Source organism: Halomonas sp. KM072 (assembly GCF_050710315.1).
Classification (GTDB): Bacteria; Pseudomonadota; Gammaproteobacteria; order Pseudomonadales; family Halomonadaceae; genus Vreelandella; species Vreelandella hamiltonii.
The window spans coordinates 1,449,199-1,469,719 of the sequence record NZ_CP136132.1; the positions used below are offsets into that span (position 1 = coordinate 1,449,199).

At 57.9% G+C, this 20,521-nt stretch carries 21 protein-coding genes; 2 read left to right on the top strand and 19 right to left on the bottom strand.

Going from position 1 to position 20,521, the window contains the following annotated elements:
- Positions 1–55: 55 nt before the first annotated feature.
- The 12 genes from pheT to RVM26_RS06875 all read right to left on the bottom strand — a co-directional run bounded on the left by pheT (position 56) and on the right by RVM26_RS06875 (position 11,894).
- Positions 56–2,437, bottom strand: a complete 2,382-nt coding sequence (gene pheT, locus RVM26_RS06820) for a phenylalanine--tRNA ligase subunit beta (RefSeq protein ID WP_498941488.1) — start codon at positions 2,435–2,437, stop codon at positions 56–58.
- 26 nt (positions 2,438–2,463) lie between these two features.
- Positions 2,464–3,483: a phenylalanine--tRNA ligase subunit alpha gene (gene pheS, locus RVM26_RS06825; RefSeq protein ID WP_039181837.1), complete on the bottom strand. Its 1,020-nt coding sequence runs from the start codon at positions 3,481–3,483 to the stop codon at positions 2,464–2,466.
- A gap of 157 nt (positions 3,484–3,640) precedes the next feature.
- On the bottom strand, positions 3,641–3,994 hold the full coding sequence (rplT, locus tag RVM26_RS06830) for a 50S ribosomal protein L20 (RefSeq protein ID WP_009097607.1): 354 nt from the start codon (positions 3,992–3,994) through the stop codon (positions 3,641–3,643).
- A gap of 53 nt (positions 3,995–4,047) precedes the next feature.
- Complete coding sequence (gene rpmI / locus RVM26_RS06835) at positions 4,048–4,242, bottom strand: 50S ribosomal protein L35 (RefSeq protein ID WP_039181842.1); 195 nt, start codon at positions 4,240–4,242, stop codon at positions 4,048–4,050.
- Positions 4,243–4,323: 81 nt separating this feature from the next.
- Positions 4,324–4,863 (bottom strand): translation initiation factor IF-3, encoded by a 540-nt coding sequence (gene infC / locus RVM26_RS06840; protein WP_081135803.1) that lies wholly within the window; start codon positions 4,861–4,863, stop codon positions 4,324–4,326.
- A gap of 12 nt (positions 4,864–4,875) precedes the next feature.
- The gene (gene thrS / locus RVM26_RS06845) at positions 4,876–6,798 is read right to left on the bottom strand and encodes a threonine--tRNA ligase (protein WP_287808157.1); all 1,923 of its coding nucleotides are present in this window, start codon (positions 6,796–6,798) and stop codon (positions 4,876–4,878) included.
- Positions 6,799–7,004: 206 nt separating this feature from the next.
- Positions 7,005–7,874, bottom strand: a complete 870-nt coding sequence (locus RVM26_RS06850) for an OmpA family protein (protein WP_287808158.1) — start codon at positions 7,872–7,874, stop codon at positions 7,005–7,007.
- Between the two features lie 244 nt (positions 7,875–8,118).
- The gene (locus RVM26_RS06855; RefSeq protein ID WP_287808159.1) at positions 8,119–8,586 is read right to left on the bottom strand and encodes a DUF2489 domain-containing protein; all 468 of its coding nucleotides are present in this window, start codon (positions 8,584–8,586) and stop codon (positions 8,119–8,121) included.
- A 91-nt stretch (positions 8,587–8,677) separates the two neighbouring features.
- Positions 8,678–9,601, bottom strand: a complete 924-nt coding sequence (locus RVM26_RS06860) for a protoheme IX farnesyltransferase (protein ID WP_498941489.1) — start codon at positions 9,599–9,601, stop codon at positions 8,678–8,680.
- Positions 9,602–9,648: 47 nt separating this feature from the next.
- Positions 9,649–10,701 carry a COX15/CtaA family protein gene (locus tag RVM26_RS06865; RefSeq protein WP_498941490.1) on the bottom strand — a complete coding sequence of 351 codons (1,053 nt, stop codon included), beginning with the start codon at positions 10,699–10,701 and terminating at the stop codon, positions 9,649–9,651.
- 37 nt (positions 10,702–10,738) lie between these two features.
- Complete coding sequence (locus RVM26_RS06870) at positions 10,739–11,242, bottom strand: redox-active disulfide-containing membrane protein (protein WP_498941491.1); 504 nt, start codon at positions 11,240–11,242, stop codon at positions 10,739–10,741.
- 4 nt (positions 11,243–11,246) lie between these two features.
- On the bottom strand, positions 11,247–11,894 hold the full coding sequence (locus RVM26_RS06875; protein WP_313955446.1) for an SURF1 family protein: 648 nt from the start codon (positions 11,892–11,894) through the stop codon (positions 11,247–11,249).
- Between the two features lie 55 nt (positions 11,895–11,949).
- On the opposite strand from RVM26_RS06875, the gene RVM26_RS06880 reads away from it, so the two are divergent.
- Complete coding sequence (locus RVM26_RS06880; RefSeq protein WP_039181867.1) at positions 11,950–12,141, top strand: DUF2909 domain-containing protein; 192 nt, start codon at positions 11,950–11,952, stop codon at positions 12,139–12,141.
- A 4-nt stretch (positions 12,142–12,145) separates the two neighbouring features.
- Here RVM26_RS06880 and RVM26_RS06885 read toward each other — a convergent pair whose 3' ends face one another.
- The 5 genes from RVM26_RS06885 to RVM26_RS06905 all read right to left on the bottom strand — a co-directional run bounded on the left by RVM26_RS06885 (position 12,146) and on the right by RVM26_RS06905 (position 16,736).
- Complete coding sequence (locus RVM26_RS06885; protein WP_039181869.1) at positions 12,146–13,006, bottom strand: cytochrome c oxidase subunit 3; 861 nt, start codon at positions 13,004–13,006, stop codon at positions 12,146–12,148.
- The gene (locus tag RVM26_RS06890) at positions 13,003–13,587 is read right to left on the bottom strand and encodes a cytochrome c oxidase assembly protein (RefSeq protein WP_039181871.1); all 585 of its coding nucleotides are present in this window, start codon (positions 13,585–13,587) and stop codon (positions 13,003–13,005) included. Before RVM26_RS06890 ends, RVM26_RS06885 begins: the two co-directional genes overlap by 4 nt.
- 28 nt (positions 13,588–13,615) lie before the next feature.
- Complete coding sequence (gene ctaD, locus RVM26_RS06895) at positions 13,616–15,274, bottom strand: cytochrome c oxidase subunit I (protein ID WP_039181874.1); 1,659 nt, start codon at positions 15,272–15,274, stop codon at positions 13,616–13,618.
- Positions 15,275–15,319: 45 nt separating this feature from the next.
- On the bottom strand, positions 15,320–16,438 hold the full coding sequence (gene coxB, locus RVM26_RS06900) for a cytochrome c oxidase subunit II (RefSeq protein WP_287808167.1): 1,119 nt from the start codon (positions 16,436–16,438) through the stop codon (positions 15,320–15,322).
- Positions 16,439–16,562: 124 nt separating this feature from the next.
- Positions 16,563–16,736, bottom strand: coding sequence for a DUF2970 domain-containing protein (locus RVM26_RS06905; protein ID WP_287808168.1), 174 nt, complete (start codon positions 16,734–16,736; stop codon positions 16,563–16,565).
- Positions 16,737–16,978: 242 nt separating this feature from the next.
- On the opposite strand from RVM26_RS06905, the gene RVM26_RS06910 reads away from it, so the two are divergent.
- Complete coding sequence (locus RVM26_RS06910; RefSeq protein WP_039181880.1) at positions 16,979–17,191, top strand: hypothetical protein; 213 nt, start codon at positions 16,979–16,981, stop codon at positions 17,189–17,191.
- Between the two features lie 21 nt (positions 17,192–17,212).
- Here RVM26_RS06910 and hrpB read toward each other — a convergent pair whose 3' ends face one another.
- Positions 17,213–19,657: an ATP-dependent RNA helicase gene (hrpB, locus tag RVM26_RS06915; protein WP_498941492.1), complete on the bottom strand. Its 2,445-nt coding sequence runs from the start codon at positions 19,655–19,657 to the stop codon at positions 17,213–17,215.
- Positions 19,658–19,665: 8 nt separating this feature from the next.
- Positions 19,666–20,316, bottom strand: a complete 651-nt coding sequence (locus RVM26_RS06920) for a TetR family transcriptional regulator C-terminal domain-containing protein (RefSeq protein WP_287808171.1) — start codon at positions 20,314–20,316, stop codon at positions 19,666–19,668.
- Between the last annotated feature and the right edge of the window lie 205 nt (positions 20,317–20,521).

Genomic DNA, 20,521 nt, shown 5'->3' on the forward strand with positions numbered 1-20,521 from the left:
GTGTAGCAACGCACTGCCAGGATCGTGGTAAGCGTCATGTCATGGCATGGCGTCATCAACCGCGCAGATCAGCGTTCAGCTCGGTACGCACGGTAGTCACAATGGCATCAACCAACTGGTTGATTTCTTCATCATTTAGCGTGCGCGATGCGTGTTGCCAGGTCAAGCCCAGCGCAATGCTCTTGTGACCTTCCGCAACGCCCTTACCAGCATAGACATCAAACAGCTTGATGTCTTTCAAGCTTTCTCCCGCCTGAGACTTCGCACAGTCGAGCAGCGCCTGCACTGGCGTCTCTTCCTTGACCGTGAACGCCAGATCGCGGCGCACTTCTGGATAGCGGGAAAGTGGTTCAAAGGCGGGAACCGCACCTTGACTCAGGGCATCCAGTCGCACTTCGAACAACACGGCATCCACTTTCAGGCCCAATTTGGCACGCACCTGAGGATGCAGCGTTCCAATCCAGCCAACCGGCTTCCCTTTATGCAGCACCTTGGCCGTCTGCCCCGGATGCAAAGCCGAGTGCTCGCCAGGTTCGAAGCGCCAATCTTCTGCAGCCCCCCCAAGTGCCAGCACACTCTCAAGGTCACCCTTGAGATCATAGAAGTCGACGGCTGCCTTACCGCCACTCCAGCCTTCTGCTTCACGACCACCGCACACCAGCGCCCCCATCATGGGCACTTGAGAAAGATCGTCCAGCGGGCCATTGAACACCAGACCCGTCTCGAAGAGACGAACACGCGATTGCTGGCGATTGAGGTTGTGCTCCAGCGCCCTCACCAGCCCCGGAAACAGACTGGCTCGCATGACGGACAGATCCGCCGAAATCGGGTTGGCCAATACGGGTGATACGGCGTCGGGCAGCAGTGCCGCCTGAAGATCTGGCGCCACGAAGCTATACGTCACCGCTTCCTGATAACCACGAGCCACCAGCTGGTTACGCAGACGCGCCAGCGTCAGGGTCGACTCGTTGGCAGGACGCAGCGCCAGGCGAGCGGCTGGTCGGCGGACGGGCAGATTGTTGTAACCATGCACACGGGCGACCTCTTCGATGAGGTCTTCTTCGATGGCAATGTCGAAACGCCAGCTGGCTGCCTTGACCTTCCAACCCTCCGCCAAGCGCTCCACTTGCAGCCCCAGACGCTCAAGGATATCGCTCACCTCATCACCTGGCAGCTGCTTGGAAAGCGCTGCTTCGAGTCGTGCTTCACGCAGCATGATGGTCTTCGGTGCAGGTATTGCCTGCTGGTGAACAGCTTCCGTAACCGGGCCAGCCTGGCCACCACAGATCTCCAGCAGCAATTGAGTCGCCCGTTCGATCGCGCTACTGGCCAACTCAGGGTCCACCCCACGCTCGTAGCGGTGCGAGGCATCCGTATGAAGGCCATAAGAGCGAGCCTTGCCCGCAATCGCTAGCGGTGCAAAAAATGCAGACTCCAGGAAAATGGTGTGCGTTTTCTCGCTGACGCCAGAGTTTTCCCCACCCATGACACCAGCCATGGCCAGGGGCCCACGCTCATCAGCAATCAACAGCGTATCCTGACGAAGCGCTACGTCCTGGCCGTCCAGCAAGGTCAGTCGCTCTGACGGCTGCGCCATGCGCACACAAATACTGCCGTGAAGGTTGTCGCGGTCAAAGGCATGCAGCGGCTGGCCCAGCTCGAGCATGACGTAGTTGGTGACATCGACGACCGGGTCGATCGAGCGCACACCACTGCGGCGCAGCCGCTCCACCATCCATAGCGGCGTTTCCACCTGTACGTCGACACCCTTGATGACACGACCCAGATAGCGGGGGCACTGCTCTGCGGCGTCCACGCGCACAGGGAAGGTATCGTCGATCGTGGCGGGCACCGGCATAATCTGCGGGCCGCTGACAGACAGTCTGTTCAGCACGCCCACTTCGCGCGCCAACCCTTTGATGCTCAGGCAATCACCGCGGTTAGGCGTCAGATCGACCTCGATGGTCATGTCGTCCAACTGCATGTACTCGCGGAAGCTGACGCCGACCGGAGCTGCCTCGGAGAGCACCAGAATGCCTGGCGAGGTTTCCTCCTCCAAACCCAGCTCGGATGCCGAGCAGATCATGCCATTGGATTCGACACCACGCAGCTTGGCCTTCTTGATCTTGAAGTCGCCCGGCAGCACTCCCCCGACTTGGGCAAAAGGAATTTTCTGACCGACTGCCACGTTGGCGGCACCACACACCACCTGGACAGGCGCACCGGTACCGTCATCCACGGTGCACACATTGAGCTTGTCGGCATCCGGGTGCTTCTCTTTAGTCAACACTTCGGCAACGACGACACCACTGAAAGCTGCAGCAACGGCCTCGACCGCGTCGACTTCCAGCCCCGCCATGGTGATCTGATCGGCAATGGCTTGCGCATCCAACTGCGGAGCAACCCATTCACGCAGCCACTGTTCTGAAAACTTCATAATTTTTCCCGTCGTAAGCAGCAGTATCAGGTGAATTGGCGCAGGAAGCGCAAATCGTTCTCGAAGAATAGGCGTAGATCATTGACCCCATAGCGCAACATGGCCAGACGCTCGGCGCCCATGCCAAATGCAAACCCGGTATAGCGCTCGGTATCGATCCCCGAATGACGAAACACCTCAGGGTGCACCATGCCGCAACCCATGACTTCCAGCCAGCCACTGTGAGAACAGACACGACACCCTTCACCGCTGCACATCACGCACTGAATATCGACTTCCGCCGAGGGTTCGGTGAAAGGGAAGTAGGAAGGACGAAAGCGAACTGACAAGTCGTCACGCTCGAAAAACGCCTGCAGAAAGTCTTCGATAGTGCCTTTCAAGTCGGCAAAACTGACGCCCTCATCCACCAGCAGCCCTTCCACCTGGTGGAACATGGGCGTGTGGGTCAGGTCGGAATCGCTACGATAAACGCGCCCCGGACAAACAATCCGGATGGGCGGCTCGCTACTCTTCATGGTACGCACTTGCACCGGCGAGGTATGGGTACGCAGCAACCGCGTCGCATCGAAGTAAAACGTATCCGCCATGCCGCGCGCAGGATGATGGGCAGGAATGTTGAGTGCTTCGAAATTATGGTAGTCGTCTTCGATTTCAGGCCCTACCGCCACATCGTAGCCAATTCTGGTAAACAGCCCCTCGATACGCTCCAGCGTTCGCGTCACGGGGTGCAGCCCTCCGCTGGCTTGCCCACGCCCTGGCAGAGTGACATCGATGCGCTCTGCTGCCAGGCGCGCATCCAGGGCAGCATTTTCCAGCTGCTGGCGTTTGCTATCGATTTCCGCCGACAGGGTCTGCTTGGCCTGGTTGATCTGCTCACCTGCGGCAGGTCGCTCTTCGGCCGATAGTTTACCCAACCCTTTCAGCAAGGCAGTCACTTCGCCTTTCTTGCCCAGGTAACGTACGCGCAACTCATCCAGCGACGAGACACTCTGCGCAGCCTGGATAGCTTCGCGGGCCTCAGACACCAGAGTAGGAAGGTGGTCCATCCGATTTCACTCCGAATTAAGCGGCTCCATCCACGGGGATGGCAGGCATGTTGAAGGTGACAAAAAAACAGGGGAAGAGCGGCTGCTCTTCCCCTGCATGGGTCACACTGAAATGACCACGGGCATTTCACGCTGGGCTAGCCCAGTGAAAAGTGCCTTATTGGGCAGCCTTGGCTTTTTCCACGATAGCAGCAAATGCGGCTTTCTCGTGTACAGCCAGGTCGGCCAATACTTTACGGTCGATTTCAATACCGGCTTTCTTCAGGCCACCTACGAAGCGGCTGTAAGACATGCCGTTGATACGTGCACCAGCGTTGATACGCTGAATCCACAGAGCGCGGAATTGGCGCTTGCGGTTGCGACGGTCACGGTAGGCATACTGACCGGCCTTGATGACAGCCTGCTTGGCTACGCGGAAAACACGCGAACGGGCACCGTAGTAACCTTTGGCCTGCTTCAGAACTTTTTTATGGCGACGACGGGCAACTACGCCACGCTTAACACGGGTCATAACACACTCCTGACTTTATGACTGAGACGGTGCTCAGATAAGAAAATTCGACCTTACAGGTTCGGCAGCATGCGCTGAATCAGCGCTTTGTCGGAAGCATGCACTTGCTTCATGCCACGCAGCTGACGCTTACGCTTGGTCGACTTCTTGGTCAAGATGTGGCTACGGAAAGACTGCTTGTGCTTGAAGCCGTTAGCGGTCTTTTTGAAGCGCTTGGCAGCGCCGCTGTTGCTTTTGATTTTCGGCATGAGATAACTCCGCTCGATATTTTTTAGAAAACCCAGGGCCGACCAGCGCAAATGCGCTGGCCCGTTAACAACGCCGTTGGATCACTTCTTTTTCGGGGCAAGGATCATGATCATCTGGCGGCCTTCCATTTTCGGGAAAGACTCCACCGCTCCGATCTCTTCCAGGTCTGCCGCGATCCGCTCCATCAGCTTGCGACCGATGTCCTGATGCGCCATTTCACGACCACGGAAGCGCAATGTGACCTTACCCTTGTCACCACCTTCCAGGAAGCGAATCAGGTTTTTAAGCTTGACCTGATAGTCGCCCTCGTCGGTGCCAGGACGGAATTTGACTTCCTTGACCTGGATTTGCTTCTGCTTTTTCTTTTGAGCCGCTTTCTGCTTCTTGGTCTCAAAAACGAATTTGCCGTAGTCCATGATCTTGCAGACGATGGGGTCGGCATTCGAGATTTGCACGAGATCCAGACCTGCCGCTTCTGCACGCTCAAGAGCCTCGGAGGTGGGCACAACACCCAACTGCTCGCCTTCGGCATCGATTAAACGTACTTCTTCTTCGGTAATCCGCTCGTTCATTGGTGGGCGTTTATCTTGTGGACGCCCGCGCTGATTGCTTCGCTTGATTGCTCTGTCTCCTTAGGCAATTGACGATGTCGCCAGGGCTGCTCTCTCTTCACTGAACCTTTCGATGAATTCGTCGATGGTCATGGTGCCGAGATTTTCGCCGCTGCGAGTACGCACGGCCACTGAGTCAGCTTCTACTTCCTTATCTCCTACCACCAGGAGATAGGGAACTTTCTGTAATGTATGCTCACGGATTTTAAAGCCGATCTTCTCGTTCCTCAAGTCCGCCTTGACCCGCAAGCCATTTTTTTGCAGCCGACGCTCTACTTCCAGAGCAAAATCGCGCTGTGCATCGGTAATCGTCATCAACACCGCTTGCTGCGGGGCCAACCATAATGGCATAGCACCGGCATAGTGCTCAATCAAAATACCCAGGAAACGTTCGAAAGAGCCCAGAATGGCACGATGAAGCATGACCGGTGTCTTGCGCGCACCGTCTTCATCCACATACTGAGCACCCAAGCGGCCCGGAAGATTGAAGTCCAACTGCAAGGTACCGCACTGCCATACTCGATTCAGACAGTCGCGCAGCGCAAACTCGATCTTGGGACCGTAAAACGCCCCTTCGCCTGGCTGCAACTCCCACGCAAGTCCCGTGGCATTCAAGGCAGCTTCCAGGCCCTGCTCGGCTCGATCCCACATTTCTGCTTCGCCAAGGAAGTCTTCAGGACGCGTGGACAGTTTGAGCTCTACCTCGTCGAATCCAAGCGTTTTGTAGACTTGCAGCGTCAGCGCAATGAACGCTTCGGCCTCTGCCTGAATCTGCTTTTCGGTACAGAAGATGTGCGCATCGTCCTGGGTAAACCCACGCACCCGCATCAGACCATGCAGTGAACCAGAGGGTTCATTACGATGGCAGCTGCCAAACTCGGCCAGACGCAAAGGCAGGTCGCGGTAGCTCTTCAGCCCCTGGTTGAACACCTGCACATGGCAAGGGCAGTTCATCGGCTTGACCGCGTACTCACGCTTTTCGGACTCGGTGGTGAACATCAGCTCACTGTAGTGCCCCCAGTGGCCTGATTTTTTCCACAGCGAGAGATCGACCACCTGGGGTGTCTTGATCTCCTGATAACCATGCGCCCGCTGTACGTTACGCATGTACTCTTCCAAGGCCTGGTACATGGTCCAGCCATTGGGATGCCAAAAAACCATACCGGGAGCTTCTTCCTGCAGGTGGAAGAGGTCCATCTTGCGCGCCAATTTACGGTGGTCACGCTTCTCGGCTTCCTCCAAGCGCTGCAAGTAAGCCTTGAGCTGTTTCTTATCGCCCCAAGCCGTGCCGTAAATACGCGTGAGCATCGGGTTGGAAGCGTCGCCGCGCCAGTAAGCGCCCGCCAGCTTGGTCAACTTGAAGGCTTTCAGGTGCCGGGTATTCGGCACGTGCGGCCCCCGGCACATGTCCGTGTACTCTTCATGATGATACAGGCGAATCGCAGCACCTTCCGGAATATCACGGACGATTTCCTGTTTGTAGGGCTCGTCACGCTCTTCGAAGGTGGCCATGGCCTTGTCCCTATCGACGTATTCACGTATTACGTCGTACTCCTGGTCAATCAGCACCTGCATGCGCTTCTCGATCGCCTCCAGATCTTCTGGCGTCACGGATTGACCAAAATCGATATCGTAGTAGAAACCATCATCGATAACCGGGCCAATCGCCATCTTGGCGCTGGGGTAGAGCTGCTTCACGGCATGACCGATCAGGTGGGCACATGAATGGCGGATGATCTCCAACCCCTCGTCATCCCGCGCCGTGATGATGGAAACATCGGCATCCTGCTCGATGATATCCGCTGCGTCCACCAGCACCCCATCGATCTTGCCCGCCACGCAGGCCTTGGCTAAACCAGGACCAATGGACTCTGCCAGCTGCATGATGGAAAGGGGGCTATCAAATGTTCTCTGGCTGCCGTCAGGCAGTGTCACTATGGGCATTCAAATATTCCTTGAGCGCAGTGGTGATCCATACCAGGGATCACATTTCGCTATCAACGGTAGAAAAACGGGCTCGAAACCGGCCGACAGCCTAACAGACTTTGGCACTTCATAAAATAAAACGGGAGGCCCATGGCCTCCCGTTCATTTACTCTCTTTCAGCGCCACACATGTGGCCTGTCAAGGAGCATCATACCGGCAAGTGATTAGTTCCACTCATCCAGTTCTACGCGACGGTTCTGCGCACGACCTTCGTCAGTGTCGTTGGTCGCAACAGGACGCTCTTCGCCGTAACCTACAGCACGCATGCGGTTAGCTTCTACGCCACGCTGGGCAAGGTAGGCAGCCACGGACTCGGCACGACGCTGAGACAGGTTCTGGTTGTACTCGGCAGTACCACGTGAGTCGGTGTGGCCTTCGATGCTGACACGTACGTCAGGGTTGTTGACCAGACGCTCGGCAACACCGTTCAACACTTGCTGCGCATTGGCAGTCAGCTGTGCGGAGTCGAACTCGAAGTTGACATCACGCAGCACCAGGCTTTCCGGGCAACCCAGCGCGTTCACGGCAACGCCAGCGGGGGTATCAGGGCACTGGTCACGGTAATCCGGCACGCCGTCACCGTCGGAGTCCAGCGGACAGCCATTGGCGTCTACTGCCACACCAGCAGGGGTACCCGGGCACTGGTCACGGTAATCCGGCACGCCGTCACCGTCTGAGTCCAGCGGGCAGCCTTCAGCGTCAACTGCCACGCCTGCAGGCACTTCACCATAGCTCGGGCACTGCGGTGCAACCGGCTCAGGGGTGTGGTCGGCACACAGCAGGCCACCGATGGCAGCGCCAGCTGCGAAGCCAGTGGCAGCGCCGCTTTCTTCGTCAGAGCTGCCGCTAGTCGCGTAGCCAATGCTGCCACCGATCAGGCCGCCAGCAAGTCCACATACGGCGGGATGCTGGTACCAGCTACGGTCACTGCTTGCACTCGCCTGACCAGAAGACTGAGAGGCAGAGCTGGCGCAGCCAGAGAGGCCTACTACGAGGGCAGAACCGATTAGCAAGCCAGTTGTTGATTTTTTCATGCAAGACTCCTTCTTGATCCAATGCTGATATGGTCTGTGACCAAATCTATCTAATGCTTCTTTTAGCGAGAGCATCCATTTTTCGCTGTTCTTCTTCAGGATGGGCGCCGGAGCGCATCATGAAATCGAACGAGGTGCCTATCATTAACGTTTCAGCGTTAGAAGGCAACAATGCCGTGATATCAACTCCTTGCCAATACCGACGTGTTTAGCATAGCAAAGCTGACACCAATGACACTAAAAATCAGTGTAACGCCTTGGAACCTTTGGCTCGCCACTGGATCACAGCAGCGGCAGCGGCAAGCACCGCAGGTCGCATTTCAGCTTCCACTTCGAGCCGTTCCTTGTCTTCACGCATCCGCTCTCGGGGCGTCAATTGCTTGCGATCAGAGTGGGTCTTGAGATGCCGCGTCCGGTTGTAGACTTCGGCAAATGCTTGAAATTCTGGCCTTTCTGCAAGGCTAGGATCAACGATTTCCAGCAGTACCTTACACCGCCAAGAGCCTTCGGTGATATCCACCTGCTCTTGCACCAGCGCGCTTACGACGTAATCCAGGTTTTCAAGGCTGTTCTGCTGAGCACGCTGCTCTTCCTCGATACGAAAAGCTTCCCGACGCTTTACTTCCTTGCGCAGGGAATACGCATAGCCCCCTAGCCCGGCAATCACCATCAACGCGACAGCCAGCAACAGTAGTGCAACGGTAGAGCTCATGAAACCTCTTCATTCAGCCGTGAAATAGTTTAACGAAAATTGTACGCCGCTTTCTACAGCGTAGACCAATTTTGTCATTTGCTCGTCCTCGCTACCCAAGGGCCGAGGGCAGCAGGAAAGTATAATGGTCCAACAAGAGCGCGCCAAACAGTCCCAGCAGGTAACGAATGGAAAACCAGAAGGCAAGCAGCGGCGCTTCTTGGTCATCCCCTTTCCATACGCGCCAGCTCCAATAAATGAACCGCGCATTGAGCGCTACGGCAATCACCAGATAGACCCAGCCACTCATCCCGACGACGACCGGCAAAAGTGATGCGGCAACCGTCAACCAGCTGTAGAGCCAGATCTGCAGTTGCGTAAAGACGACGCCATGGGTCACGGGCAACATGGGGATGCCAGCTCGGGCGTAATCGTCACGCTTGTGGATAGCCAACGACCAGAAATGCGGCGGTGTCCATACGAAGATGATCAACATCAGCAGCAAGGGCTCTGCTGATACGCTGCCCGTCACAGCGACCCACCCAAGCAGCGGCGGCGAGGCCCCTGCCACACCACCAATGACGATATTTTGCGGCGTGGCACGCTTAAGGTACGCGGTATACAGCACGGCGTAACCCACCAAGGATGCCAGCGTCAGCGCAGCCACTAGCGTATTTACCTGCCAGGCAAGCAGTCCAATGCCCGCCACCGAGAGCCCCACGGCCCATAGCACTGCCCCCCAGACAGGCAAGCGATGTGCCGCCAGTGGCCGCCGTGACGTACGCGTCATCACAGCATCCAGATGGCGGTCGATGATATGGTTGAACACAGCGGCCCCGCTGGAGGCCAACCCGACCCCCAGAAGGCCGTAGATGACCGCTTTCAGTGGCGGCACCCCTGGTGTCGATAGCGCCATGCCTACGGCCGTACATACCAACATGACGACTACCACGTTGAGCTTGCACAGTAACACCAGCTCTTTCAATACTCCCCAGCGCACTGCAGGCAAGGTGCTATCCAGTGTTGCGTATCGCATAGTGATCACCTGATGGATTGTTATTGTTTTCAAGGTCAACCATTGGATTACCGGGCTTGCGCGTATGACGGCTGGCCGTCGAGAGCCTGCTCTGCGTATGATCGCTCAGCCATGTAACGGTAGCGCCACCAGGCCCACCCCAGCCCCAGGCACAACAGCACGGCGCCAGCGGTATGCAGCAACGCCAGCCACAAAGGCAGCCAGAGCAGCACATTGGCAACCCCCAACCCTGCCTGTAACACATACAGCAACACGACCATGGACAAGGCACCCACGACTTCACTCTGGCGGCGATAGCGCCACCAGAGCGCCAACAGCACGACACCCAGCAGCAACGCACCTAAACGGTGTACCACGTGAATGGCAGTGCGCGCATCGGCATGCAGTTGACCATGCAAATAATTGGGCCCCACGGTCTGGGTCAGATGAAACCCTTCGCTCAAATCCATTTCAGGCCACCACTGGGTGTTGCAGGTGGGAAACCCTTGGCACGCAATGCCGGCATAATTGCTCGTTACCCAGCCCCCCAGTGCCAATTGCAGCACCAGCGCCGCCCCAGCCAGCAGCCAAAGCAGGCTTGGCTTTCGGGGAGGCGCCAACACCCCTTTTGCCGAACGCCGAATACGCAGATGAAGCCAGAAAAACAGCATCAACACACTCAGCCCGCCCAACAAGTGCAGCGTGACCACCTGTGGCCAGAGCTTCAAGGTCACGGTAAATGCGCCAAACGCGCCTTGGATGAGGATCACTACCAGTAGCGCGACGCTTACCTTCCACGGGTAGCCTTCTCGGCGCCTCAATGGCCACCCCAGAAGCAGCGTTCCGATCACCAGCAGCCCGAGAAAGCTGGCGACATAACGGTGCCCCATCTCGACCCAGGCCTTGAACGGGTCGAGCGGCACATCCGGATGACGCAGTGCCGCATGCTCGCTATCAGGCACCAGCAATCGCCCATAGCAACCAGGCCAATCGGGGCACCCTAGCCCAGCATCCACCAAGCGAGTCCAGGCCCCTACCAGAATGACCAGCACCGTCAATAGCGTGCCTGCCAGGCTCAACGCTACCAGCAGGCGCAAACGGTGCTTATCGGAATGAATCATCACGTGTCCTTACGGCTGTTCAGTCGCCGGGAGAAAGTTACTGAGCATTCACTTTGAACAAGTGTCTGATATCTTTGAGCACGTCCGACGCAGTGGCCGTTGTGTGATAGGCCAGCGCTGGGCGGCCTGCGGGGTCCAGCACCCAGACTCGTTGCTCACCACGCCAAGTGGGCAAGGTGTGCCATGTCGTAGCCGCCTCCCCAGGCAATATCTGCAAGTCGCCGCCTATCCTGATGCGTTGCAAGCGCCCTGCCTCCCGTCCGAGCGCGCGGTGCAAACGCCATAGTTCATCCTGTCTGGCTTCACAGGGCTCCACGCACTCGAACACCAGCATCCACTGCTCACCAGGCTCAAGTCTAGACGTTAGTGGCCACTCCTCCAGTGGTGGTGCAGTCACGGAAACATCGCCATGAGCGATGTAATGGGAAGGTATACCGATGCGCCATGTCACCATGACCCATGCGATCACCACCGGCGCGGCAAACGCAACGAACAGTAACATCAGGATAAGACGAGGAAAACGCTTTGCGCTGGAGGACATCGGGTTAACTCCTGATTCTCGCGACCCGAGGGTCATTCATGAGGCGGTGGCCCCCGATCAGCATTACCGCCAGAGCCGCCAACGCCAGGCCCCACCACTGAAACGCATAAGCCTGATGACGAGCCGGTGGCACGACATTGGCTTCCCACCAGGGAGTCAAGACACCATCGCCCTCCTGAGCATGCACCCATCCGGCAAAACGGAACTCGCCAAGTGCGGACGTCCAGGGAGCCAGGTCGAGCCGTTGCAGCCTCACCCCTTCCAGATTATTGCCATAGACGAGACCATCCGAATGCGCCACCTGCCACTCGCCGATGACCTGCACCAGGCCTGCTGGTGTCGCTGAAACCGGTGGTTCTCGGCTGCTACCGGTCTCCATGAACCCACGTTGAATCAGCCAGAGCTGGCCATGCTCGTCACGCAAGGGGGTCAGCACGGCAACGCCCAGGCGGCCATTGAGGATACGGTTATCGAGATAGAGCGTGTTCGCCGCCAGATATTCGCCCTGCAGGCGCAACGTGGCGCCCTCGACGGGCTCACTGACCGGTGACACCAGGGAGGGGGCTGCGGCACGCTGATCAAGCGATCGCTGCTTGTCAGCAGCACGCTCCCACTGCCATAGTCCTAACAGCACACCAGCAACGACCACCACGGTCCAAAAACAACCCCATACACATAACCGCAAGGTAACACGGGAGCGTCGACGCATGGCACTCAAGCTACTGATCGCATTGGTATTCATAGGCATGGTGGCCAGCCTCGCCGCAGGTGCTGGTTTTTTATTGCGAGACCACGGCGCTTCACGGCGCCTTCTGACCTCGCTGAAGTGGCGTGTCGGCCTGGGCTGTCTGCTCATGGCATTGCTCATTTTCGGCTTTTGGTCCGGCGAACTGGGCTGACGCACTAAAGCACATAGACAAAGATGAACAGCCCTACCCACACCACATCGACAAAATGCCAATACCAGCACGAAGCTTCGAAACCAAAATGCTGCTCATTGGCGAAATGTCCCTTGATGATTCTGACCAGCATGGTGGCCAGAATCAGTGTGCCAATGATCACGTGTAGACCATGAAAGCCCGTAAGAATGAAAAAAGTCGCGCCAAAGATACCGGCTTCCAGGGTAATCCCGTAATGGTGGTAGGCTTCGTAGTACTCGACCCCCTGGATGACGATGAAGCAAATGCCCAGACCGACCGTTGCCGCCAGCCAATTCCGACATGTTGCTCGATAACCCAGCTTGAGCGCTTCATGAGCGACCGTCAGGGTGATGCTCGATGTGACCAGCAGCAACGTATTCACCAGCGGCAACTGCCATGGGCTCAGCACGCCATGGGGCCCTGACACGGCGGCATCAGGAGGGTTCAACAGCGGCCACTCGGGAATGAAACCAGGCCATAGCAGCGCCGATACACCTTTGGCACCCTCACCGCCCAACCACGGAAGCGCAAACGTTCGGACGTAGAAAAGCGCCCCGAAGAAAGCTGCAAAGAACATCACTTCCGAAAAAATGAACCACCCCATCCCCCAGCGAAACGAGCGATCCATCTGGGCATCGTACAAACCGCCCATCGACTCATGCACGACATCTCGGAACCAGAGACCCATGACCGCCACCACGGCCACCAATCCAACCGCCAAGACCGGCATACCGGTGCCATAGACCAGTTGAATACCGGCACCGATCATCATCACACCCAGCGCAATCGAGCCCAATACTGGCCACCGGCTGGTCGCAGGTACGTAATAGCTGCCGCTGCTCATATGCTGCCTCCTGAGGCATTGTCATAAGGGTCACTCAGTGCGACGTGATGAACGGGATAGAGGGTGTACACCAGCGTAATCGTATTGATGTCCGCTGGCAGATCCCGGGCGAGTTGAAATACCAGCGGTATGGTCAGCCGCTCCTGGCCTTGCAACTGCTGCTCTTGAAAGCAGAAACAGCTGACCTTGCGAAGGTGTGTCGTGGCGTTGGAAGGCGATACGCTAGGCACGGCACGCCCCCAGCTCTGGGCTTGGCTATTATTGGTGAACGTGAAATCGACCTCGGCAGTTTGCCCGGGATGCACACGCATCTGGCGCGTGGCAACACTCATCTGCCAAGGCAACCCCGCGCTGCCACGAGTAATGAACTGGACCGTGATGAAACGCGACGTGTCCACCTCTTCGTGAACGATGGCCTGGGCGGTCGTATCCACCTTGCCATTCAGCCCTGTGATACGGCAGAAAACGTCGTAAAGCGGGACCAAGGCAAAGGCGAAGGCAAACATTCCCACCAGCACTGCCGTGGTGCGAATGACCGTACGCCGAACGGCTACCGTTTGCTCTGCACTGCTGATGGCCATCTTGGAGCCCTCCCCCGACTACGCATGACTAATCATGTGCCTGATGGCGCTGAAAGACAGGTGGCGTCTCAAAGGTATGCAGTGGCGCCGGGCTAGGCACACTCCATTCCAGATCTTCAGCCCCTTCCCAAGCCTTGGCCGGGGCTTTTTTACCCCCCTTGACACACAGTACGACGACCAGCACGAACAGCAGTTGAGAGAAACCGAAGAAGAACGCACCGATGCTGGACAGCAGGTTGAAGTCGGCGAACTGCAGCGCATAGTCGGGAATCCGTCTGGGCATGCCCGCCAACCCGGCAAAATGCATGGGGAAAAAGGTCAGGTTGACCCCAATGATCGAGCACCAGAAATGGCACTGAGCCAAACGCTCGTTGGGATAGTGGCCGGTCCATTTGGGCAGCCAGTAGTACACGCCTGCCATGATGGCAAAGATGGCCCCCGGCACGAGCACATAGTGAAAATGAGCGACCACGAAGTACGTGTCATGGTATTGAAAGTCGGCCGGTGCAATGGCCAGCATCAGCCCGGAAAAACCACCGATGGTGAACAGCACCACGAAGGCCAGTGCAAACAGCATGGGTGGCTCGAAGCTGATGGAGCCTCGAAATAGCGTGGTTACCCAATTGAATACCTTCACGCCGGTTGGCACGGCGATCAGCATGGTGGTGTACATGAAGAAGAGCTCTGCCGCCAACGGCAAGCCCACCACGAACATGTGGTGCGCCCATACCAGAAACGACAGCAGCGCAATGGCTCCCGTGGCATACACCATGGAGGCATAGCCAAACAGACGCTTGCGCGCAAAGGTTGGAATGATCGCCGACACGATACCGAAGGCTGGCAGAATCATGATGTAGACCTCGGGGTGGCCAAAGAACCAGAACAGGTGTTGGAACAGCACCGGGTCACCGCCCCCCGAGGCATCGAAGAAGCTGGTGCCGAAATTGATATCCATGAGCATCATGGTGATCACCCCCGCCAGCACGGGCATGACGGCAATCAGCAGGAAAGCGGTAATGAGCCATGTCCAGACGAACAGCGGCATGTCCATCATGCGCATTCCGGGGGCACGCATGTTGAGGATGGTGGCGATGATGTTGATCGCCCCCAGAATGGAGCTGATACCGGCTATGTGCAGGGCCAGGATGAAGAAGGTCGTGGAGGGTGGCGCGTAGGTGGTGGACAAGGGCGCATAGAAGGTCCAGCCAAAATTGGGCCCGCCGCCCGGCATGAAGAGTGTTGAAAGCAGGAGCGTGAAGGCGACGGGCAGCAGCCAGAAGCTGAAGTTGTTGAGCCGAGGAAGCGCCATGTCAGGCGCTCCGATCTGTAGCGGGATCATCCAGTTGGCCAGTCCCGTGAAGGCAGGCATGACGGCTGCGAACACCATGATCAAGCCATGCATGGTGGTCATCTGATTGAAGAACTCGGGCTGTACCAGCTGCAGTCCTGGTTGAAAAAGCTCTGCCCTGACCACCAGTGCAAAGATGCCCCCAATGAAGAACATGGTCAGCGAGAAGATCAGATAGAGCGTACCGATCTCCTTGTGATTGGTGGTCAATAGCCAGCGCATGAGTCCTTTCGGGTGATGCGCATGCTCATGGTGGGCAGAACCGGCGCTGGCATGAGTGCCAGCGTGAGTGGTAGAGCTATGCTGCAACGGATGCTGAGGGGGTAGTTGGGGCGCCATGAGCTTCTCCGCCTGCTTTTCGTTGTTATGGGTAGAAACGTGGAGTTATTGGGCTATCAGCTCAGCAATGGCTGCAGGCTGTACCGTTTCACCCGTGTCATTTCCCCAGGCATTGCGGGTATAGGTGACCACTGCGGCAATTTCAACGGGGTTCAGGGTTGCCCGGAAGGCAGGCATCGCCGCACCAGAGACCCCATTGACGATCCTGTCGATATGCCAATCCAGGTCTTCGATCAACTGATCATTACCGGCCAATGCCGGGAAGGCCGGCATCGCCCCTTGCCCTTCGGCTTGATGGCAAGAAGAACAGATGGCGCGGTACACCGCTTCCCCTCTGGCCATCAGTTCCTCCATTTCCCATTCACGGTCGACGCCCATGGCCTCCTGCTCGGCCGCTTCACGCCGCTCTACCAGCCAGGCATCGAATTCCTCTTCTTCCATGGCATGTACCACGACAGGCATGAAGCCATGATTGACACCACAGAGTTCGGCACACTGTCCGCGATAAATACCGGGTGTATTGATCTGCACCCAGTTTTCATTGATGAAGCCGGGAATCGTGTCCTGCTTGACCGCCAGCTCGGGCACCCACCAGGAATGGATGACATCGTCTGAGGTCATCAGAAAGCGCACTTTGCGATTGATTGGCAAGACCAGGGGTTCGTCCACGTCGAGCAGATAGTGCTCTCCTTGCTCCTCCTGCCCACGGATCTGCTCCCAAGGGGTACTCATGTTGGAGTTGAAGGCAACGTCTTCGCCCAGATATTCGTAGCGCCAGCGCCACTGCTGGCCGGTGATCATCACATCCAGGTCGGCTTCCGAGGCGTCATACATGTTCTTGAGCGTAGCGGTGGCGGGAATCGCCATACCCACCAGAATCAGCACGGGAATGGCCGTCCACACCACTTCCACCGTGGTGTGCTCGTGAAAATGGGCTGCTTTGGCTCCCTTGGCGTGGCGATAGCGAAACAGCGAGTAGAACATGACGCCAAACACCACGACGCCAATGACGACGCAGATCCAAAAAATGGTCATATGCAGATTGAAGATATCGCGGCTGACGTCCGTGACACCCACCGGCATATTCCAACTATTGGCCGACGCCGCTGACGCGACGGCAAGACTCGATGAGGGAAGTAGTAGCCATCGCCACACTGGGGGCATAGAAACCTCCGTTATTATTGTTGTTCTCGCCATGCTTTTATTAAAGCAGGATTAAGACGTCAATCTCAGTATAGAAAACAAATACCATTCGTCACGCAAACCTTGCGTGATTTGCCTCAACGTTTCATCCGGCGACCCACTTGGCCAACCAGGCAATCGCCAGTACGAACAGGAGCGTGACGACGATCCCCGTCACAATGAACGCCGCAGGTCGCTCGCTGGAGAAGTCCTGCCTGCGCTGCCGATCATTCTGCACCCCGATCAGGGCTGCCAGTACCGACTTCAAGACTGACCACATATCCCCTCCATCCACCTTCTGCACTCAACCGCCTGGGCGTCTTCCAGGCGTCCTTTTCCAAGGACACCTGACTGATATCCCAGCATAGACACAAGGTGAACATGCCCGCCACCGACCATCATCTCCATCGCTGCATCGACACCATTGAAATTAGCTTGCGAGCATTGGCGGTGCGCTTCACACTACGCAGCACTCGTCGTCACCCTTTTTCATGAGCATGTGCCATTTTCAGGGAGCTTTTCATGCCCAAGCGTCGTATCACGCTGTCTGGTCTCGTTTTTATTCTTGGTCTGTCGAGCCTGGCGGGCTGTACCACTTACACATGGCCGGATGGCTCTCAGGAAACGGTCTTTGGGGTTGTTTCCGAAGATGAGAACAAGCGTTACGAAGAACCTCGCGCGGACGGCGTACGCTATCAACGCCCTGGAGAAGTACCGGAACCTGCACAAGAGTAAAGAGCACGCTTTGACTGACCTTCAAGCGTTGCCCAAGCGGCGCTTGGTCAGTGCCGTGGCTTGTGCCGTCAAGGGGTCTTCTGGCCACGGGTGCTTTGGATACCGCCCGCGCATCTCTTTTCTCACCTCCGGGTAGCCGGTCAGCCAGAAGCTGCGCAAGTCCTGGGTTACCTGCAGAGGGCGTCGGGCCGGTGACAGCAGGTGAATCATCACAGCCACTTGCCCTTCGGCCACGGTCGGTGTTTCTTGCCAGCCAAAGGCCTCCTGCAGCTTCAATGCCAGCACCGGCGGCCTGCCCTCCAGGCAGGGAAGATAGTCCAGCGTAATCGTGTTACCACTCGGCGCGGTGAGGCCGATAGGCGCCAGGCGTGCCAACGCACTCTGCGCTTCCCAGGTCAGCGTATCCAGCAGGCACCGCGCGAAGGGTAGTTTTTCGACCTGTGCCAGCCGAGTCATACCGGCCACGTAAGGCGCCAGCCACTCGTCCAGATCATCCACCAACGCAGCATCGGACCAGTCGGGCCATTGCCTGGGGAAAGTACGCTTGAGCAGCGCCATTCGCCCCTGCAAGCGCCTGACCTCGTCATTCAGCAAGGCTGTAGGGCGGCGCTGCAAAGCGCTCATCAGCGCTTGTTCGGCAGCGGCGGCGGGCAGCGTCTGTAGCGGGCGTGCCGCCAATACCAGCTCACCGTGACACTGCACCGTTTCGGCCACCAGCTTGCCTGGCGGCTCTTGCCAGGCAACTCGTTCGTGCCACCTCGCCGTCGCCGGATAAAGGGCTCGCAAAATCTGTTCGGAGAGGGGCACGGCCCTCTGGATCGGTGCATCACGGCTAGCGCTGTCGAGGTGAACGGCCACCAGATACGGCTCGTTGGCCAACGGGTGCTGCGGCGATAGCGTTGCCGTCTTGCCATTGGCCAGCTTGAAACGCCCGAGGTTCATGAGCTGGGCCACTCGGTCAGGAAACGCCACCGCAAGCAGCTCTCCCAGAGGCTCAAGATCAAGGCGTGACGGCACCGTGCACCCCATCAGCGCCGCCAGACGCTTGACTTCCTGGTACCAGATTGGGAATGCAGAAGGTGTTTTCAGCCGAGCGGCCAGGGCTTCCTGCAGTGTTCCCTCAAGACGTTCCCGGCCCTCCAGCAGCGCTGCCAGCGCACAGGCCAGCGCGGTATTTTCTCCAGCCTTGGAGCGCACCAGCATCGCTGCCAGTCGAGGCTCCACCGGCAAGCTACCGCACTGCTGCCCCAACGGGGTCAGACCGCCGACCTGATCGAGCAGCCCCAGCTGCTGGAGAAGATCGCGCGCGCTCTGCCATGCGCCCTTGGGGGGTGGAGATAGCCAGGCAAGCGCGTCGGGTGCATTGACGCCCCATACCGCCAGTTCCAGCGCCAGCCGCGAGAGATCGGCCTGCTGCATCTCGGGCTCGCGGTGCGCGACCAGTGGCTGGTCCTGTGCCCACAGACGATAGCAGTAGCCTGATTGCTGGCGACCCGCGCGCCCACGCCGCTGGTCGGCGCTGGCACGGTTGACGCGACGGGTGGTCAACCGCGTAAGCCCCGTTTGGGCACTGAACTCGGGCACCCGTTCAAGGCCTGCGTCAATGACGACGTTGACGCCGTCGACCGTCAGGCTCGATTCGGTGATCGAGGTGGAAATGATCACCCGCCGTTGCGTACCAGGGCTAAGTGCCGCTTGTTGAGCATCCAGCGTCATGCCGCCATGCAGCGTGCGAATATCCAACGTCAGCGATAAAGCCGCCAGCGCCTGAGCAAGCCGGCGGATCTCCGCCACGCCGGGCAAGATGACCAATATGTCCTGGGCATCGTCCAGCGCCACGGCCTCCTCCACGACGCTGCGCGCCGCCATGGCGGCGGTCTCACCGCCAACAGGTGGCCGATATAGCGTGGTGACCGGAAAGGCGCGGCCACTGCTCTCGATCACCGGAGTATGCTCGCCCAGCAAGGTACGCAGCGCCTCTATATCCAGCGTCGCGGACATCACCACCAGGCGGAGATCATCACGAATGCTTTGCTGCACGTCCAGAGCCAACGCCAAGCCCAGGTCGGACTCGATACTGCGTTCATGAAACTCATCGAAGAGAATGCCGGCTACCCCCTCCAGCAGCGGGTCATCCTGCAGCATGCGCGTCAGCACCCCTTGAGTGATCACTTCCAGCTGCGTGTCAGGCCCCACCCGTTGATCACCGCGCATGCGATAGCCAATACGCTTACCCACCGGCTCACCCAACTGAGCTGCCATATAGGTCGCTGCCAACCTCGCCGCCACCCGCCGAGGTTCGAGCATCAGCAGGCGCTGGCCACGCGCCCAGGGGCGCTCGATGAGCCGCAAGGGCACGCGGGTGGTCTTGCCCGCGCCGGGCTGCGCCACCAGAATGAGGCGAGAGTGGGTGTCCAGAGCGTCTTCGATCGACGCCAGGTGTTGCTCGATGGGCAGCTCAGGCATGGTCGAACTCATGCAATGGATACGACTGGGCGCTCTATGCCACAGCCTTTCAAGATCACATGCTCCAGGAAGCGACAAATAGCGTCGATGTCCTCCTTGGCCAGTGCCTCCTGGCCGAGAATGCCGTTCACCTGGGCACTGTACTCGGTATAGTGCTGGGTGGATGACCAGATCAGAAAAATCAGCCAGCGAGGATCCACATCATCCATCTTCCCCTGTCGCGACCACTCTCGCATGATGGCGGCACGGCTGCTGACCCACTCTCTCAGCTCACCGTTCAGGTAATCCTTCAGAAAAGGTGCGCCGCCCAGGATTTCAGCCGCAAACAGCCTGGAACCCTCGGGATAGCGCTGACCAAGCACCATTTTGGTGCGAATAAAATCGCTCAATACGGCTGCCGGGTCACTCGCTGGCGTAATGTCCTCCAGCACCGCGTTCCAGCGCTTCATCATGCGATTCAGTAGTCGCACATAGAGCGCCTGTTTGCTCCCCATGTAATAGAGGATATTGGCCTTGGGCAAACCAGCGACGTCAGCAATCGACTGCAGGCTGGCTCCGCGATAACCATGCTGAGCAAACACCTGTTCGGCGGCACTCAATATCGTCTGCTCGATGCGATCCCTGCTGGCGCTCTCATGGTTAGCGGTATCAAGCGTCATTGAGTAAGCTCCTTGATATAGGCTCGGGTTGTGCCGATCAGCTCAGGCCCAACGTCGGACAACGCTGCAAAAAAGGGCATTTTCGCTCTTTATGCATCGTTTCAGGGCATCAAAACGCGCTGACAACAAAGTCTTGCAAGCCACGCTTTTTTGTCCCAAGCTCACCATTATTGACCAATCGGTCAGAACAATCATAACGGAGTTT

Bases quoted from the DNA above. Each gene is read 5' to 3' on its own strand.
- pheT (WP_498941488.1), bottom strand. From the start codon at position 2,437: ATGAAGTTTTCAGAACAGTGGCTGCGTGAATGGGTTGCTCCGCAGTTG.
- pheS (WP_039181837.1), bottom strand. From the start codon at position 3,483: ATGGACCACCTTCCTACTCTGGTGTCTGAGGCCCGCGAAGCTATCCAG.
- rplT (WP_009097607.1), bottom strand. From the start codon at position 3,994: ATGACCCGTGTTAAGCGTGGCGTAGTTGCCCGTCGTCGCCATAAAAAA.
- rpmI (WP_039181842.1), bottom strand. From the start codon at position 4,242: ATGCCGAAAATCAAAAGCAACAGCGGCGCTGCCAAGCGCTTCAAAAAG.
- thrS (WP_287808157.1), bottom strand. From the start codon at position 6,798: ATGCCCATAGTGACACTGCCTGACGGCAGCCAGAGAACATTTGATAGC.
- RVM26_RS06850 (WP_287808158.1), bottom strand. From the start codon at position 7,874: ATGAAAAAATCAACAACTGGCTTGCTAATCGGTTCTGCCCTCGTAGTA.
- RVM26_RS06855 (WP_287808159.1), bottom strand. From the start codon at position 8,586: ATGAGCTCTACCGTTGCACTACTGTTGCTGGCTGTCGCGTTGATGGTG.
- RVM26_RS06860 (WP_498941489.1), bottom strand. From the start codon at position 9,601: ATGCGATACGCAACACTGGATAGCACCTTGCCTGCAGTGCGCTGGGGA.
- RVM26_RS06865 (WP_498941490.1), bottom strand. From the start codon at position 10,701: ATGATTCATTCCGATAAGCACCGTTTGCGCCTGCTGGTAGCGTTGAGC.
- RVM26_RS06870 (WP_498941491.1), bottom strand. From the start codon at position 11,242: ATGTCCTCCAGCGCAAAGCGTTTTCCTCGTCTTATCCTGATGTTACTG.
- RVM26_RS06880 (WP_039181867.1), top strand. From the start codon at position 11,950: ATGGCACTCAAGCTACTGATCGCATTGGTATTCATAGGCATGGTGGCC.
- RVM26_RS06885 (WP_039181869.1), bottom strand. From the start codon at position 13,006: ATGAGCAGCGGCAGCTATTACGTACCTGCGACCAGCCGGTGGCCAGTA.
- RVM26_RS06890 (WP_039181871.1), bottom strand. From the start codon at position 13,587: ATGGCCATCAGCAGTGCAGAGCAAACGGTAGCCGTTCGGCGTACGGTC.
- ctaD (WP_039181874.1), bottom strand. From the start codon at position 15,274: ATGGCGCCCCAACTACCCCCTCAGCATCCGTTGCAGCATAGCTCTACC.
- coxB (WP_287808167.1), bottom strand. From the start codon at position 16,438: ATGCCCCCAGTGTGGCGATGGCTACTACTTCCCTCATCGAGTCTTGCC.
- RVM26_RS06905 (WP_287808168.1), bottom strand. From the start codon at position 16,736: ATGTGGTCAGTCTTGAAGTCGGTACTGGCAGCCCTGATCGGGGTGCAG.
- RVM26_RS06910 (WP_039181880.1), top strand. From the start codon at position 16,979: ATGCCCAAGCGTCGTATCACGCTGTCTGGTCTCGTTTTTATTCTTGGT.
- hrpB (WP_498941492.1), bottom strand. From the start codon at position 19,657: ATGCCTGAGCTGCCCATCGAGCAACACCTGGCGTCGATCGAAGACGCT.
- RVM26_RS06920 (WP_287808171.1), bottom strand. From the start codon at position 20,316: ATGACGCTTGATACCGCTAACCATGAGAGCGCCAGCAGGGATCGCATC.